General features: G+C 38.0%; 16 protein-coding genes. 15 read left to right on the top strand and 1 reads right to left on the bottom strand.

What is annotated here, in order from left to right:
* Positions 1-41: 41 nt before the first annotated feature.
* Positions 42-338: a hypothetical protein gene (locus tag L4D79_RS18325; RefSeq protein ID WP_428653003.1), complete on the bottom strand. Its 297-nt coding sequence runs from the start codon at positions 336-338 to the stop codon at positions 42-44.
* 773 nt (positions 339-1,111) lie between these two features.
* Between L4D79_RS18325 and L4D79_RS18320 the strand changes: the two genes are divergently transcribed.
* The 15 genes from L4D79_RS18320 to L4D79_RS18250 all read left to right on the top strand — a co-directional run bounded on the left by L4D79_RS18320 (position 1,112) and on the right by L4D79_RS18250 (position 17,170).
* Positions 1,112-2,254 (top strand): polysaccharide export protein, encoded by a 1,143-nt coding sequence (locus L4D79_RS18320; RefSeq protein ID WP_428653002.1) that lies wholly within the window; start codon positions 1,112-1,114, stop codon positions 2,252-2,254.
* 150 nt (positions 2,255-2,404) lie between these two features.
* Entirely contained in the window at positions 2,405-4,564 is a 2,160-nt protein-coding gene (locus L4D79_RS18315; RefSeq protein WP_428653001.1) for a polysaccharide biosynthesis tyrosine autokinase, read from the top strand.
* Between the two features lie 266 nt (positions 4,565-4,830).
* Complete coding sequence (gene cysD / locus L4D79_RS18310) at positions 4,831-5,745, top strand: sulfate adenylyltransferase subunit CysD (protein WP_428653000.1); 915 nt, start codon at positions 4,831-4,833, stop codon at positions 5,743-5,745.
* A 59-nt stretch (positions 5,746-5,804) separates the two neighbouring features.
* Positions 5,805-6,149, top strand: a complete 345-nt coding sequence (locus L4D79_RS18305) for a four helix bundle protein (protein WP_428652999.1) — start codon at positions 5,805-5,807, stop codon at positions 6,147-6,149.
* Between the two features lie 103 nt (positions 6,150-6,252).
* Positions 6,253-7,689, top strand: a complete 1,437-nt coding sequence (cysN, locus tag L4D79_RS18300; RefSeq protein ID WP_428652998.1) for a sulfate adenylyltransferase subunit CysN — start codon at positions 6,253-6,255, stop codon at positions 7,687-7,689.
* Positions 7,682-8,341, top strand: a complete 660-nt coding sequence (locus L4D79_RS18295) for a sulfotransferase family 2 domain-containing protein (RefSeq protein ID WP_428652997.1) — start codon at positions 7,682-7,684, stop codon at positions 8,339-8,341. The genes cysN and L4D79_RS18295 overlap by 8 nt, the downstream gene beginning before the upstream one ends.
* Position 8,342: 1 nt before the next feature.
* Complete coding sequence (locus L4D79_RS18290; RefSeq protein ID WP_428652996.1) at positions 8,343-9,308, top strand: glycosyltransferase family protein; 966 nt, start codon at positions 8,343-8,345, stop codon at positions 9,306-9,308.
* Entirely contained in the window at positions 9,305-10,528 is a 1,224-nt protein-coding gene (locus L4D79_RS18285; RefSeq protein WP_428652994.1) for a hypothetical protein, read from the top strand. Before L4D79_RS18290 ends, L4D79_RS18285 begins: the two co-directional genes overlap by 4 nt.
* Positions 10,525-11,634, top strand: coding sequence for a glycosyltransferase (locus L4D79_RS18280; protein ID WP_428652993.1), 1,110 nt, complete (start codon positions 10,525-10,527; stop codon positions 11,632-11,634). The genes L4D79_RS18285 and L4D79_RS18280 overlap by 4 nt, the downstream gene beginning before the upstream one ends.
* Positions 11,627-12,442, top strand: a complete 816-nt coding sequence (locus L4D79_RS18275) for a glycosyltransferase (protein WP_428652992.1) — start codon at positions 11,627-11,629, stop codon at positions 12,440-12,442. Before L4D79_RS18280 ends, L4D79_RS18275 begins: the two co-directional genes overlap by 8 nt.
* Entirely contained in the window at positions 12,439-13,509 is a 1,071-nt protein-coding gene (gene rfbB / locus L4D79_RS18270) for a dTDP-glucose 4,6-dehydratase (protein WP_428652990.1), read from the top strand. The genes L4D79_RS18275 and rfbB overlap by 4 nt, the downstream gene beginning before the upstream one ends.
* Entirely contained in the window at positions 13,509-14,396 is an 888-nt protein-coding gene (gene rfbA, locus L4D79_RS18265; RefSeq protein ID WP_428652989.1) for a glucose-1-phosphate thymidylyltransferase RfbA, read from the top strand. The genes rfbB and rfbA overlap by 1 nt, the downstream gene beginning before the upstream one ends.
* The gene (gene rfbC / locus L4D79_RS18260; protein WP_428652988.1) at positions 14,393-14,929 is read left to right on the top strand and encodes a dTDP-4-dehydrorhamnose 3,5-epimerase; all 537 of its coding nucleotides are present in this window, start codon (positions 14,393-14,395) and stop codon (positions 14,927-14,929) included. The genes rfbA and rfbC overlap by 4 nt, the downstream gene beginning before the upstream one ends.
* Before the next feature lie 9 nt (positions 14,930-14,938).
* Positions 14,939-15,814: a dTDP-4-dehydrorhamnose reductase gene (gene rfbD, locus L4D79_RS18255; RefSeq protein WP_428652987.1), complete on the top strand. Its 876-nt coding sequence runs from the start codon at positions 14,939-14,941 to the stop codon at positions 15,812-15,814.
* 48 nt (positions 15,815-15,862) lie between these two features.
* Entirely contained in the window at positions 15,863-17,170 is a 1,308-nt protein-coding gene (locus L4D79_RS18250; RefSeq protein WP_428653078.1) for an oligosaccharide flippase family protein, read from the top strand.
* Positions 17,171-17,178: the final 8 nt, after the last annotated feature.

The following is a 17,178-nucleotide window of genomic DNA, read 5'->3' as shown; positions in this document are numbered from 1 at the left end:
CGGTTAAACACAATCAACTCAAACTTTAGCTGGTTAAAGAGTTACTGAGTAGCTGTTGCTGTGGTTGTTGTGCTGTTGCTACCGCCAGAATCAGCAACTGCAACACCAGCAACAGCAACCGCTGCACCTACTGCAACGGTAGTTGCAGTGATACCGCCCGCAGCTGCAGCTGTGCCTGCTGTCGTACCCGCTGCAGCGCCAGTTGTTGAAGCTGTTGCTCCTGCTGTTGAAGAAGCCGTACCACCTGTTGAGGCGGCTGTAGAGCCTGTTTCAGTCGCTGCGAAAGCTGCACCACTAAGTGATAGCGCAGCAATCATTGCCAAAGCTGTTTTTTTCATCCCATTCCCTTACTTGTTGGTCAAAAGTAACAGTTACGTATATAAAAAAATATCAATCAAGCGATTCCCGCCTTCTATGCAATGATATTGCGATTAACACAAATCCGCAATGCATCTAGCTAATTGTCATAAAAGAGTTTTCTTTTTTCTTAAACTAAGGAGTGACAAAAAGTGAAGCTACTCCCAAAAATAGTGAGTAACTTACTGATAAAGATTACCTTGAGGAGGATTTAGATGTGCTACTTGGGTCCTAGTGATTTTATAACGTTTTTGAAAGCTTCTGAATGGTAGGTAAATTTTTAAAAATCAATGGTTTAAGTGTGTTCATTGAAGCTTTGTGAAAGTAGGCTACAAAATTCATATTCCTATCAACATAAAAAATGTGTAAAATCATCAACCATATTTGAGGACACTATAGCGTCATCTTCTAAGTTGAAATGAACTGAATCTGTTGGCCACAGTGTTGGCCAACTTTGACATTTCGACGTAACAAACTTGCGGTAGTGCATCTCGCACTCAAAAATTGACGGTCATTAGGAACCACAACCTAAGGGCGGTAGCATGCCCAAACCACTTTGGTCGCCAAGCCAACCGTTATCACAATTCGAATAGTTCCTCTTACTTGAACCTTGAACTTCCGTTCATCTTTAGCTCGTAGCTGATCCAACCAACGGTAGTCTTACTTTTTATTTTTCATGCTCTAGTTTGCTCTTGATCCATCTGATCGCTGACAGCTAGTTTTTGTTTCTTCTTCAACTTTTTCGAAAACAAATATGCATTTCACAAAGAAGCTCCTTATACCGGCAATGGCAACAGCCATGCTGGCGGGTTGTACAGTGCCCGGTTCAAACTTAACAATAGATAATAAAAATGTCGTTGCCTCTCAACAAGAAAGGGACAGTAACATTTCCGAACAAGTGAATGTCTACCCGTTAACAGCTAGTGCGGTCAGGCAGTTTAAAGCGCCAGCTGTATACTCAAAGGCAAATTCAGCGTTAGATGCTGAAATTGCTCGCTATCAGTACCGCATTGGCCCTGGCGATATCTTAAATATTACCATTTGGGATCACCCTGAACTGACCATTCCTGCGGGCTCTTACCGTAGCTCAGCTGAAGCGGGTAATTGGGTGCATGCTGATGGTTCAATCTTTTACCCTTATATTGGCTCTGTACATGTAGAAGGTAAAACGGTTACCCAAGTACGGGACGAAATTGCTTTACGGTTGGCGGAGTTTATAGAAAGCCCACAAGTCGATGTAAATGTTGCATCATTTCGCTCGCAAAAAACCTATATCACTGGTGAGATCAACAAGCCGGGTCAGCAGCCGATTACCAATGTGCCGCTTACAATGCTTGATGCTATCAATCGTGCTGGTGGGTTAGCTGAAGATGCAGACTGGCGCAACGTGACATTGACTCGAAATGGGGTAGAAGAAAATGTCTCGCTGTATGCCCTAATGCAGCGTGGCGATTTAACTCAAAACCGATTATTACGCCCAGGCGATATTGTTCACGTACCACGAAACGATGCACAGAAAGTGTTTGTGATGGGTGAAGTGAATAATCCACAGTTACTGAAAATCGATCGTAGCGGTATGAGCCTAACCGAAGCGTTGAGCCATGTTGGCGGTATCAACGAGTTAGAAGCCGATGCCACCGGTATATTCGTCATCCGTGGCAATGAGCTATCAACCAATGATGAAAGCCAGCCATTGGCAAATATTTACCAGTTAAATATTAAAGATGCTTCAGCCTTGGTTATTGGCACTGAGTTCGAGCTGCAGCCATACGATATTGTGTATGTAACTGCTGCGCCTATCAGTCGCTGGAACCGTGTTGTTCGTCAGCTATTGCCGACCATCACTGGCTTTAATGAGCTAACCGAAGGTGCGCTACGAGTACGTAATTGGCCGTAGGCATTATCGTTCCTAGTACCTAGTACCTAGTACCTAGGGGAAAGACTAGAGAAAAGCTGTATGTTGAAGTGCCTTAGTTACTTGAGGCAGCAAATTTTAAATCTTAGGATCTAGGTTCTAGGATATACACGAAAACTTAGACGTATTTCTATGACTGCTACCCACAACATAAACAATACCCAGACTGATTCTGATGAAATCGATTTGGGCAAGCTGTTCGGTGTATTGTTAGACCACCGCTGGATAATTATTTTAACCACCTTTCTATTTGCCACCGTTGGTATAGCTTATGCGCTGTTAGCTACGCCTATCTATAAAGCCGACGCATTAGTGCAGGTTGAAGATAAAAGTTCAGGTGTACCCGGTCTTTCCGATATTTCAGAGATGTTTGCCTCCGAGTCCTCTGCTGATACTGAGATTCAAATTATCAAATCTCGCATGGTTTTGGGTCGTACGGTTGATAAGTTGAATCTCACTGTCAATGTTGAACCAAAATATTTACCTGTAATTGGTAAAGGTTTAGCTAGGCTACAAGGTGAAAATAATCCAGTCGCGATTATTTCGAAGCTGGAGCTTCCACACTCGTTAATGGGAGAGAAGCTTCTATTAACAGTTGATAATGATCAAAGCTACATCTTGTCTTTTGATGGTGAAGCTTTGCTATCTGGTCAAAAAGGAGAGATGGCAGAGTCAGGAGATATCTCCATTCTAGTTTCTGATTTTATCGCCTCTCATGAAACAGAATTTACTGTTGTCAAGCGTGCACGCTTAGTTACCATAAGCGAGTTGCAAGCAAATGTTAAAGTTTCTGAGCAAGGTAAGAAAACCGGTATTCTTAGATTAACTCTTGAAGGGGAAAAGCCTGCAAAAATTCAGACTATTTTGAATAGCATCACTGAAGATTACTTGATGCAGAATATTGACCGTACTTCAGCAGAAGCAGAGAAAAGTCTTCAGTTTTTACGTGGCCATTTGCCTGATATTAAGCAACAGTTGGATCAATCGGAAGCGAAGCTCAACGCTTACAAGCTTGAAAATGATTCGGTGGACTTAGCCCTAGAGGCTAAATCGGTACTGGATACCATGGTTACGGTAGAAGCACAGCTTAATGAGTTGACGTTTAAAGAGTCAGACATTGCCCAGCGTTTCACCAAGAGCCACCCAGCTTATGTTTCTTTGCTTGAGAAACGCCGCACTTTAGAAGGTGAGAAAGCGCGGATTGATCGTATGGTCTCTCGTATGCCAAAAACCCAGCAGGAAGTGATTCGCTTAAGCCGAGATGTCGAAGTTAATCAGGCGATTTACTTGCAGTTGGTTAACAAGGTTCAAGAACTAAACGTCATGAAAGCCAGTGCGGTTGGTAATGTTCGCATCCTTGATAACGCCGAGACATTGGAAGAAGCCGTTAAACCTAAAAAGTCTATCATCGTTATAATTGCTACTATGTTAGGTGGCGTATTGTCCGTGGCTTTTGCGTTGGTGAAACAGGCTTTCCATCGTGGTGTAGAAAATCCAGATGAAATCGAAGCCATTGGTTTACCAGTTTATGCCAGTGTACCTATGTCGGATTGGCAGATTGAGCTGGAGAAAAAGCAAAAGGGCAAAAAGCAGCTATCGGTACAAGATACTTTGCTGGCTGTGTCAAACCCTGCAGACTTATCCATCGAAGCATTACGTAGTCTGCGCACCAGTTTGCATTTTGCCATGATGGAAGCAAAGAATAACATTCTTATGATTTCTGGCCCAAGTCCAGGTATCGGTAAATCATTTGTCTCTGCCAACATGGCGGCAGTCGTTGCAAAATCAGGCCAGAAAGTGTTGGTGATTGATGCCGATATGCGCAAAGGTCGAATGGAAAAACAGATGGCAGTATATCCTAAACCTGGCCTGTCTGATTTCTTAAGCGGTCAAACTACCATTGAAAGTTTGATAAAACAGCCAGGTGTTGAAGGTATGGACTTTATAGGCCGTGGTGATGCGCCACCAAACCCATCCGAGCTATTAATGCACCCACGCTTTAAAGAATTGATGGATTGGGCTTCAGAAAACTACGATTTAGTCATTGTGGATACCCCGCCAATTTTGGCGGTAACTGATCCTGCTATTGTTGGTACCCATGCAGGTACTACACTGCTAGTTGGCCGATTCGGCCAAAATGCAGTTAAAGAAATTGAAGTAACCAAGCAGCGCTTTGAACAAAACGGTATTGAAGTGAAAGGTTTTATTCTTAATGCCGTTGTTCGTAAGGCAAGCAGTTACTACGGTGGTAACTATGGTTACTACAACTACAGCTACAGCAGCGAAAAATAGCAATTAAGTTACAAGCAATTAGCTTTCAGCTGTCAGAATCACCTGATAGCTGATAGCTGATAGCTGATAGCTGATAGCTGATAGCTGATAGCTGATAGCTGATAGCTGATAGATTTACTTCAATTATTTCTCCAAACCATAATTTAATAAGCTCGTAGCTCGTAGCTCGTAGCTCGTAGCTCGTAGCCCTTAATTTATAGCTTGCAGCTTATAGCCCTTAACTTATAGCTTGCAGCTCGTCTGTTCATCCAAGTTAGAAGACACTTATGGAAATCTCTCAAGCAAGAATGACCCACCTCAAGCAACTTGAGGCCGAATCCATTCACATTATTCGTGAAGTGGCCGCAGAATTTGATAACCCTGTGATGCTTTACTCGGTTGGTAAAGATTCTGCGGTTATGCTGCACTTAACTATGAAAGCCTTCTTTCCTGCAAAACCACCATTCCCTTTAATGCATGTGGATACGACATTCAAATTTAAAGAGATGATCGAATTTCGCGATAAAATGGCAAAAAAAGTTGGCATGGACTTAATTGTCCATAAAAACCAGGAGGGTATCGATGCCAACATCAACCCATTTGATCATGGTAGCGCCAAATACACTGACGTAATGAAAACGCAGGGCTTAAAACAAGCGCTAGACAAACACCAATTTGATGCTGCTTTCGGTGGTGCACGCCGTGATGAAGAAAAGTCCCGTGCGAAAGAGCGAGTTTACTCTTTCCGTGATAAAAATCATCGCTGGGATCCGAAAAGTCAACGTCCAGAGCTTTGGAATATTTTCAACGGAAAGGTTAATAAAGGCGAAAGCATCCGTGTATTCCCACTGTCAAACTGGACTGAGCTTGATATCTGGCAGTACATCTACCTAGAAAATATAGAAATTGTACCACTGTACCTTGCAGCTGAACGTCCAGTGGTAGAACGTGATGGTACGCTAATCATGGTTGACGATGAACGCCTACCATTAGCGGAAGGCGAGCAGCCAATGATGAAGAAAGTCCGCTTTCGCACCCTAGGCTGCTACCCACTAACTGGTGCCGTAGAGTCTGAAGCGACAACCCTTCCAGAAATTATTCAAGAAATGCTTCTTACTAAAACCTCCGAACGCCAAGGACGCGTCATCGACCACGACTCCGCCGGCTCAATGGAGAAGAAGAAGATGGAAGGTTATTTCTAAATTTCCAAAGGAAATTTAGAGCGGCTTGAAAGCTAAAAGGCTAGAAAGCGGGAAAATAAATGGATTTTGAAAAGTTGGATGTATGGAGAAAGTCTTCTAGATTATCAGCTGACTTATATCTCTACTTTAAAAGTTGCAAAGACTATGGATTTAAAGAACAAATAACACGTTCAGGCTTGTCTGTTCCAAGTAATATCGCTGAGGGAATGACAAGAGAAACAGAACGAGAAAAATATCGGTATCTCTCTATAGCAAAAGGCTCTTGTGCTGAATTAAGAACCCAAATCTATATTGGTATAGAAGTACAATATATAGAAAAAGAAATTGGGAAAAATTGGCTTAATCAGACAAGGCTTATCGCAGCCATGCTTGAAGGTTTAATGAAAAAATTAAAACCTAAATAGCATTCAAGCATTCAAGCATTCAAGCATTCAAGCATTCAAGCATTCAAGCATTCAAGCATTTAAGCATAAACACAGAATTTAAGATTTTATTTGGAATAAAAATATGTCCAACCAATCCTCCCTAATCGCTTCTGACATCGAAGCGTACCTAAAACAACACGAAAACAAAGATCTTCTACGTTTCCTAACGTGTGGTAACGTAGATGACGGTAAATCAACCCTAATTGGTCGTTTGCTGCATGACTCAAAAATGATCTTTGAAGATCATATGGCTGCAATCAAAAACGACTCAAAAAAGTTTAATACTACAGATGGTGAGTTTGACTTAGCCTTGTTAGTCGACGGCCTTCAGTCTGAGCGTGAGCAGGGTATTACTATTGATGTCGCTTATCGTTATTTCTCAACCGATAAGCGCAAATTTATCATAGCAGACTGCCCAGGACACGAGCAGTACACCCGCAATATGGCAACCGGCGCATCAAACTGTGATTTGGCCATTGTAATGATCGATGCCCGTAAAGGGGTGCAAACCCAGACCAAGCGTCATTCTTACATTGCATCACTACTGGGTATTAAGCACATTATTGTGGCGGTAAATAAAATGGACTTGGTGGATTACAGCCAAGGCACTTACCGTCAAATTAAAGCTGATTACAAAGCGTTTGCTGAGCAGTTGAATATTCCAGATGTCCGCTTTGTGCCAATTTCTGCACTACGTGGTGATAACGTGGTAGATCGCTCTGCACAAATGGATTGGTACCCGGGCGCAACTTTGATGCAGCTTTTGGATACTGTGAAGATTAACGAAGATAAAAATCTAGACGTTTTCCGCCTACCAGTACAGTACGTGAACCGTCCAAATCTCGACTTCCGCGGTTTTTGCGGCACAATTGCCGCTGGTGTGATTAATGTCGGTGACAATGTAGTTGTTTATCCTTCAGGTAAAACCTCGTCGGTTGCACGTATTGTAACAGCGGACGGTGACCTAGACAGCGCTTTTGCAGGTCAAGCTATCACTCTAACCTTAGAAGATGAAATTGATATCTCACGTGGTGATGTGATTGTCAAAGCAACAGAAGATACCACCAAGGTGCCAACCACCACTAACAACTTCGAAGCCACTATTGTATGGATGAACGAAGCAGAGCTTCAGCCAGGCAAAGAGTATGAAATCAAAGTTGGTTCAAAGAATACCTTTGGTCATATTGAAACAATCCAGCATCGTATTAATGTTAATAGTCTAGAGCAGCATGACTCGACAGAACTGCAACTCAATGAAATTGCAAGTTGTGTGATTGAAACAGCAAGTCCAGTGGTCATTGATAAATATCAAGATATCCACGGTACCGGTTCTTTGATTATCATTGACCGCCTAACCAATGTGACGGTTGGCGCTGGTATGATTACGAATAAGAGTCTGAAATCTGACAGCTCAGAGCTTCAAACTCGTGTATATACTGAAGCAGAGTTAGCTCTTAATAAATATATATGTGATTTCTATCCTGAGTGGAAATGTAAAAAGGTGTGTAAAAATGGTTAAAAAATATCTACGGCTATTTTTTACTCCTGAACAGCGACTATATCTTGCTAAAAAAATCGGGCTAGTTGAGAGTTATCGTTCACATTTCGATGAAACTGAAACGATTTTTATCCATATACCTAAAGCTGCAGGCATGTCTATTGTTAATGCATTATATAGTGTTGATAATTCTAGTCATCTTTGCTTTAGAAGCTTTCTAAAAAAAGATCCAGATAAATTTAAAAAGTATTTCAAGTTTACTATAGTTAGAAACCCTTATGAAAGAGTCATATCAGCTTACTCTTATTTAAAAAAAGGGGGAATGCATGATATAGATAAATTCTGGCATGATAAATATTTAAAAGATTACTCTAATATAAGTGAGTTTATTGAGTTTGGACTAGAAAAAGCTGTAAAAAGTAATGCTGAACATTTTATACCACAGTATAAGTATATTTATGATGATAATGAACAATTGATGGTCGATTTTGTTGGGAAGATTGAGCACATAGCAAATGACTTTGAGTTTATTTCTAGTCATTTCATGGGAAACAAGAAGCTTGAAAAAATTAACACTTCTAAACATGATAAAATCACTTTAAGTGAAAAAGATAAAGATTATATTTTTCGTGTTTACAAAGAAGACTTTCGATTGTTAGGTTATGAGAAGTAATATGAAAAGCGTTTTAATTGTTAATTATAATACGGCTGGTGATGTAATTGACTTAATAAAGGTGTTGCTATCTGGATGTATTAAACCAAATAATATTTTTGTTGTTGATAATTTATCAACCGATAATTCTGTAGAAATTTTAAAGCGGGAGATGAAGAAACTAAGTTTAGAGGGAAATAGGGATTATGTTAATGTTAAAGAAAATGAAATTATAGGTTTAGATTCAATTGGATACATTAAGGAGTCTATTACCTTAATAGAAGCAAATGAAAATAGAGGATTTGCCGCTGGAAATAATATTGTTTTAAAACATTTAACTAAAGGGAATGATAATGACTACGTATGGCTTCTCAATCCTGATACAACCCCGGATAAAGATGCATTAAGAGAGCTTAGCTCATGTGAAAAAGATCATAAGCTGGCTATTATAGGAGCTGTGATTCTGAATGGTACAAGAAAAATCCAGTGTATAGGAGGTAGTAAACTGATTAAAGCTTTAGGGGTTCCTAAAGGAATAGGATCAGGTAGTGATTATAAGAGCATTAAAGATGTCAAAAATAAGTATAATAATAAGCTGAGTTCAATAGACTTTATTAGCGGTGCTTCAATGTACTTTTCAGTTAAAACTCTAAAAGTAATAGGTTTAATGCCCGAAGATTACTTCTTATATTGGGAGGAATCTGACTGGTGTACATCAGCCAAAAGAAAAGGTATTAATCTTTTAGTTAACTTAAATGCTATTGTATGTCATGAAGAAAGTAAGTCTGTCGGTCTAAGAAGCTCTTTTCAATATAAAATTGACATGAGAAATACATTAAAATATTACAAGAAATATTTTAAGGAATATTATATTTTAATTATTTTAATTAAGCCATTTATCAACTTAGTTAGCTATATTAGAAAAGAATCATCTATTTCAATTAAACCTTTGTTATGGTCATATCTGGGTATAATCGGAAAAATATGACTTTATACAATGCCTTTTGGCAAAATATTATCAATATTTTAGGTGTTGGCTATTTAATTATAGCATTAGCCARCTTAACAATTACAAAGAAAAAATATAAATTTTTATATTTTTTACCTGTAATTATGGTTTTCGATATACCTATTAACCAAATAGATCATGCTATTAAGCCTTTTTTTCCATTTCGAATATGGTTTCTATATGTAGCAATTATATTAATGATTTACTTTAAAGAGGTATTAAAATTAATTATAGATTATAGAATACCAATAGTATCTATACTATCATTATCACTGATTCAACTTATAATACAGCAAGATCTTTCGTTATTGAGAGGTTGGGCTAAAGTGATTGTGATATACTTTCCTGTAATTATTGCTACTGTTCTTTATTCAAAAAAACTATCAGCATATAATAAGCTGGCGAGTTTAAAACATGCGGCATTGTTAATATTTATACTATCAATAATACAGGTTTTAAGCTTTAATGTCCTAGGTGTAAACCTTTTTCTACTTGAGCTGTTTCATAAACCCAGCGCGACATTAACTGAGCCTGTATGGTCTGGTATTATAATGGGGGCGCTCCTATTGTTGATATCAAAAAGAATATCCTCTAAAGCAAATTTAGTACGTTCACTTAGCTTATTAATGTTGGGTTCTAAAGCGGCATTACTTTTTTTCTATTTATCAAAAATAAAATTAAGTGTAAAAAATATAGTTTTGCCAATTTTCATTATGGCTGTAATTGCATATATTGCAATTACTTTTGATTTTATCTCACTTGATAATTTGATTGAATCCATAATAATTCATTCGGGAAACTGGTTTGTCGCATTAGGCATTATTGAAAATATGTCTTGGCAAGAACTGGTATTTGGGATTGGCTTTGGTCAAGCAAATGTATTGTTAGCACAAAATGATATTCTGCAATATGTGAATTTTTTATCTTTGGGAACAGATTCTGAGTTTGACTTTTCTAGGCTAGAGTCAACGATGGGGGGAGATATTGCCAATTTACCACTTGAGCTAATTATATCTGTTGGTTTCTTAGGTACATTTATTCTGTCAATTTTATTTATATTTAAGTACAAGGCTCTAAGCAAATTGCAGAAGCAATGTTGTGTATATTTCATTGCTATATCATTAATTCATCCGTTTTACTTTATAGGGATTGGAGTGTTTTACGTATCTTTAGTTTTGACTGAGCGAGAAATATTATGAACTTATTTGTTCCATTACTAAGTATAAAGTATCATGGAGGAACAAGAGTAATCTGTGAAATGCTAGATTATTTTAAAAAGCATAATGATAATGATAATGTTAATGTTCTCGTACTATGTCCAAAAAATAGTATACAAACTGATTTTTTGACAGATAGTGTAGATGTTAAGGAAATAGGTATAAAAAAGTATAGATTTATTCCTAAAATCATGCATCAATTGCTATTTATGGTGTGTTTTATATATTTTATTAGAAAAGAAAAAGGTGCAGTACTAGCAAACTTTTTTATAACTTGGTACCCATGTTTTATCGCACATAAATTTTTTGACTTTAAATTGTACTATTTCATCCAAGGTTTGGAAGGTTTATATAAGGGGGCTGTTGGAAGAAATCTTAATAAATTATGTACATTAACATATAAATATAAGAAGCAAGCAATAATACCTGCTAATTTGTTTTTGAAAAATGAAATTAGAAATTATAACTCTTCTTCCATTGTTAGTTTCGATTATACAGTAGGTCTGAATAATAAATTCCTTAATGAGTTTAAATATGAGGAGAGAGCTGTTGACATTTGTTACTTTGGTAGAAGTGAAAACTGGAAACGTATAGATCGTTTTTTTGATCTTTTAAGAATTTTCGATGATAAGCATATACATATAACAGTTTCTTTTATTTCACAGGATAAGTTGGCGATCAATTTGGCTCGTGATTTTTTAAGTGAGATTGATTCAAGTTTTATTGAAGTTGTTTTTCATTCTCCCTCATGTCAGGATGAACTAATCACTAAGATTAGAGAATGTAAAGTGTTTTTTGGAACATCTGAGTGTGAAGGTTTTTACTTGCCACCATTAGAGTCTATGTCTCAATTTACGCTGCCTATTTTATTTGATTGCGGCGGACCAAGATTATATATTAACCATAAGTCCAATGGCTATTTTGTTGATGAAATAGAAGATGCATTTAATTTGATTTATATGATAAAAAGAAATGGGTTGAAGGATTTAAATTTTCTTGATATGAAAAAAACCGCTCAATATTATTCTTCGGATAAGTCAAACAGACAATTTTTAGATTATATTGTTTTGGATTTAATTAATGATTAAAAATAAAGTACATGTCGTTATTGTTGATTTTTTTAAAGGCGAGAAATTACTTGACTTACTTAAATGTTTAGATGAACAGGATGCTGTTTTTATTAATGTAATAGTTATTGATAATAGCATGTCTGATGACAATTTTAGTGTTTATTCAAGTTTTACTTCAAAAAGCATAAATATAGAATTCTATCAGTCACCATGTAACTTAGGTTATTCAAAAGCATGTAACATAGGTGCGACTAAGGCATCTTCTGATTCAGATTTTATTCTCTTTCTTAATCCAGACATATATATAAAAGATAGTAGGCTGATTAAAGAAGCTATAGATTCATATCTTAGTTTGAATAATGTTGGATCTCTTGGTGTTTCACAAGAAAACCCTGACGGTACATATGAAAATGTTGCCCGGTCATTTCCACAAATTTCATCTTTAATTGTGAAGAGAGTTCCATTACTCAGTAAGATATTTAGTGATAAGCTTAGTAAATACTTGAGTGTTGAGAATACTTATAATATCAATTCACAATTACAGCCTGTTGATTGGTTGCAATCTTCTTTTCTGCTTATTGATATAAAAACTTGGACTGAGCTTGGAGGCTTTAACGAGCGTTATTACATTTTTATGGCGGATGTGGATATTGGCAAACGAATTCAAGATTTTATGAAATATTCGTATCTTGATAGAAGTTTAGTTATTTCTGCTGATGGAGTTAGGAGTAGTAACGGAGGTTTAAAGAATATATTTAGCAGTAAAGTACTACGATTACATATAATTGATGCAATTAAGTATTTTTTATCTAGGAAAAATAATTGAAAATTCTAATTTCAGGTGGAGCTGGGTTTATTGGTAGCGCAGTTGTTCGATATATACTTTCTAATACCAATGATAGCGTTGTTAATGTCGATTCTCTTACTTATGCAGGTAATCTTGAATCAATTCCTGATGTTCTTCAAAGTAAACGATACTGTTTCGAACAAGTCGATATTTGTGATTTTGAAGCACTTAAAGCTGTATTCGAAAAGTATCAGCCAGACGCTGTCATGCATTTAGCGGCGGAGTCGCATGTTGATCGCTCGATTGATGGGCCTGCACAGTTTATTCAAACCAATGTTGTTGGCACCTTTAATATGCTAGAAGTTGCTCGACAGTATTGGAATGAACTACCGGCAGAAAGTAAATCTGCATTTCGATTCCATCACATTTCTACCGATGAAGTGTATGGTGATTTAGAAGGGACAAGTGATTTATTCACTGAAGAAACCTCTTATGAGCCAAGTAGCCCGTATTCAGCCAGTAAAGCCGGGTCTGACCATCTAGTTCGTGCATGGGGTAGAACATACGGTCTTCCAGTGCTAGTAACAAACTGTTCCAATAACTATGGGCCTTATCATTTCCCTGAGAAGCTGATTCCTCATATGATTTTGAATGCGCTCTCTGGCAAACCATTACCTGTTTACGGAGATGGAAGTCAAATACGTGATTGGTTGTTTGTTGAAGATCATGCTAAAGCTCTCTATAAGGTTGTTACTGAAGGTGTTGTCGGGGAAACCTATAATATTGGTGGGCATAATGAAAAGCGCAATCTTGAAGTAGTCGAAACCATTTGTGACTTACTGGAAGAGCTAGCTCCTATTAAACCTCAAGGCCTTGATGCTTACCGTGACCTTATTACTTTTGTGACGGATCGCCCTGGCCATGACGTTCGCTATGCTATTGATGCATCAAAAATACAGCGTGAACTTGGTTGGGTACCTGAAGAAACATTTGAATCGGGTATTCGTAAAACCGTTGTGTGGTATTTAGAAAATACACAATGGTGGAAGCGCGTTCTATCGGGCGATTATCAGCTAGGTCGTCTTGGAAATGAAGAGGTTAAATAATGGCAAAGTATAAAGGTATTATTCTTGCTGGCGGCTCAGGTACACGGTTACATCCTATTACTATGGGTGTCTCCAAACAAATGTTGCCCATTTATGACAAGCCGATGATTTATTATCCGCTTTCAGTTTTGATGTTGGCGGGAATTCAAGACATTTTGGTTATCTCAACTCCCGACGATTTACCAGGCTTTCAGAAATTACTGGGTGATGGTGGTCGTTTTGGTATTAACTTAGAGTATGCTGTTCAACCAAGCCCAGATGGTCTGGCTCAAGCATTTATCATTGGTGATCATTTTATTGGCAATGATAATGTCAGCTTGGTTTTGGGGGATAATATTTTCTATGGCCAGCATTTTTCAGATAAGCTCAAGCAAGCTGTCAACCGTGAAGCTGGTGCAACCGTGTTTGGGTATCATGTGACTGATCCAGAGCGTTTTGGTGTGGTTGATTTTGATAAAAATGGTGTGGCTACTAGTATTGAGGAAAAACCAGCACAGCCAAAATCAAACTATGCCGTAACAGGTTTATATTTCTATGATAATGATGTTCAAGCTATCGCAAGAGATATTAAACCTTCGCCACGCGGCGAACTAGAGATAACAGATGTCAATAATATCTATCTCCAACGTGGCGATCTTCATGTTAATCTGCTCGGTCGTGGTTTTGCTTGGCTGGATACAGGTACCCATGATTCACTCATTGAAGCCAGCCAGTTTGTTCAGACAATTGAGCATAGGCAAGGTCTTAAGGTTGCTTGCTTGGAAGAGATTGCACACCAACAGGGATGGCTATCTACTGAAGAGTTGCTATTGGCTGGCGAGCGATTGAAGAAAACAGGCTATGGCCATTATTTGATCAAAGCGGCTGAGGAGTTTTCTTTTTCATGAAAGTGATTGATACCAATATTCCGGAAGTGAAAATTATTGAACCACGGGTTTTTGGTGATGACCGTGGTTTTTTCTTAGAAACATTTCAGTCAGAACGTTATAAAGCTGATGTCGGTATAGAACAGGACTTTGTTCAGGATAATCACTCTCGCTCGTCAAAAGGCGTGTTGCGTGGGCTGCATTTTCAAAAAAAGAAACCACAAGGTAAGTTAGTTCGTGTTGTACGTGGTGAAGTATTTGATGTGGCTGTAGATATTCGTCCAGAGTCACCGACGTATGGTCACTGGGAAGGTGTTATTTTATCTGAGTTTAATAAAAAGCAATTTTGGGTACCGCCGGGTTTTGCTCATGGTTTCGTTGTGCTATCTGACACTGCTGATTTCGAGTATAAGTGCACTGATTTTTATGATCCATCCGATGAAGGTTGTATTCGTTGGAATGACCCGGATCTTAGCATTGAATGGCCTTGTCTAGATCCAATTTTATCAGACAAAGACGCCAAGGCCGATTGGTTTAGAGATTTACACAAATAAGAGAATCCTATGAAAGTATTGGTTACCGGTGCTAATGGACAATTAGGGCGTTGTTTGCAAGATCGTATTGTCTATTTTGGTTTTGATGGCATCTTTACTGATTATGAGCAACTCGATATTACCAATTTTGATACGGTCAATCAGTTTGCAGAACAATATCGCCCCGATGTGATCATAAATGCGGCGGCTTATACAGCGGTTGATAAGGCTGAAAGTGAATACGATATTGCTTACGCTGTAAATGCTAAAGGTCCTCATAATCTAGCGCTTGTCGCAAGTAATATGAATATTCCGCTTTTGCATGTTTCGACAGACTATGTTTTTGATGGAAATGCAACTACACCGTATCTACCTGGTTCATTAACATCACCAAAAAGTGTTTACGGTGAAACTAAGCTTGCTGGTGAAGAGTTGGTGGCTGAAGCTAATAGTAAGCATGTTATTGTTCGTACTGCTTGGGTATTTAGTGAATACGGTAATAATTTTGTCAATACGATGCTTCGTCTTAGCAAGGAGCGTGATGAGATCAAGGTTGTTGCTGATCAGTATGGATGCCCCACTTACGCGGGTGATTTGGCCAATGCGCTATTATTAATTGTTCAAGAACTTGAACGGTCAAATACCTATATCCAGTATGGTGTGTTTCATTATTGCGGTGACTTACCAACCAGTTGGCATGGTTTTACTTCGGCAATTGTTGATGAGGCTTATACTCAGAACATTATTGAGAGCAAGCCGATTGTGTCTCCTATCTCTTCGAGTGAATATCCAACGCCGGCTAAGAGACCTTATTATTCCGTACTATGCTGCGATGACTTTCCTGTTAAAGTAGAGCGTAACTGGCGTTCAAGCTTAAAGCATGTTGTCGAAAAAGCATCGAATTAAAAAATGAGACTAAGCTGCAAAACAGGCAGCTTAGTCGTTTTCGTGTCTATGATTATTTCAAACATAAAGTCAAAGCTCTCAAGTAGCGATACTCGTGAGTTGGTAATTGGTAGTGGTTTAGCTTTTATTGTTAAGGTGTTTTCTGCTGCAGGTGCTTTTTTTCTTAATTTATTAGTTGCAAGACATTTAGGAGCAGAAGAGTCCGGTTATTTCTTTCTTAGTATGACAATTGTTTTACTTCTCTCTGTGATTGGTCGTCTTGGCACAGATAATGCTATAGTTCGCTTTGTCGCTACATTTATGGCTGACAAAGATAATGAACAAATAGCAAGGTTCTATGGGTTATTGATTAGAATAATTGTACCTGTTTTATTTCTATCTTCTTTTACTGTTTTTTATTTTTCTGACTTTGTTTCAGATTTTATTTTTAATAAACCAAAGTTAAGTCAAGTGCTAATGATTATGGGGTTAAGTGTGATCCCATTATCTTTAAGCCAGCTGAATGGTTTCTTTTTACAAGGTGCAAAACATGTAGTACCAGCAATGTTGTTTAGTTCTGGTGCTATGGCTATTACTGTTTTATTGTCTGTGCTTTTGGTTGAACCAAACTCTGCTGTTGAAGTTGCTAAGTTATATTTACTCTCATCTGTGATTGTTTTCGTTATTTCCACTTTAACTTGGCGAAGTAAAGTAACAAAGGTTATTAGCTTTAGACCCATTTCTTTTTCATCGCAGTTAACATCGGCAATGAAATCTCTTTTTATTATCATGTTGATGGCACAAGTAACTCAATGGGCAGGAGAGCTTATGCTTGGCCTATGGGCTGACTCTAAGGATGTAGCGCTATTTGCGACAGCGGTTCGCACGGCAATGCTCACTAGTTTTATTTTAATCTCAGTCAATGCCATTGCTGCCCCTAAGTTTGCTGCTGCTTACAAAAATAATGACTTCGAATCCATTGAAAAAACTGCTATTAATTCAAGTAAACTGATGACATTGATGGCATTGCCATTGATTATCTTCATGCTTGTTTTTTCTGAGTGGATAATGGGCTTATTTGGTGATGAGTTTGTTGAAGCTGCTAATATACTCAGATTGTTAGCATTAGGACAGTTTGTAAATGTTATTACGGGTTCTGTTGGATATTTGCTACAAATGACAGGATATGAAGCAATTTTAAAGCGTAATGTCATTATTGCGTCGATGATTGTACTTATTGGTGGACCATTGTTGATTCCAACGTTTGGCATTTTTGGTGCTGCTATCGTTACGTCATTGTCTGTCGCTACACAAAATTTGATGAGTTACTATCAAGTAAAAAAATTACTCGGAATTAATACGTTTAAAATTTATTGAGGCGTAAT

It is taken from the genome of Photobacterium satsumensis, assembly GCF_050336935.1.
GTDB classification, from domain to species: domain Bacteria; phylum Pseudomonadota; class Gammaproteobacteria; order Enterobacterales; family Vibrionaceae; genus Photobacterium; species Photobacterium satsumensis.
This window is presented reverse-complemented; position numbering and strand designations above follow the sequence as displayed.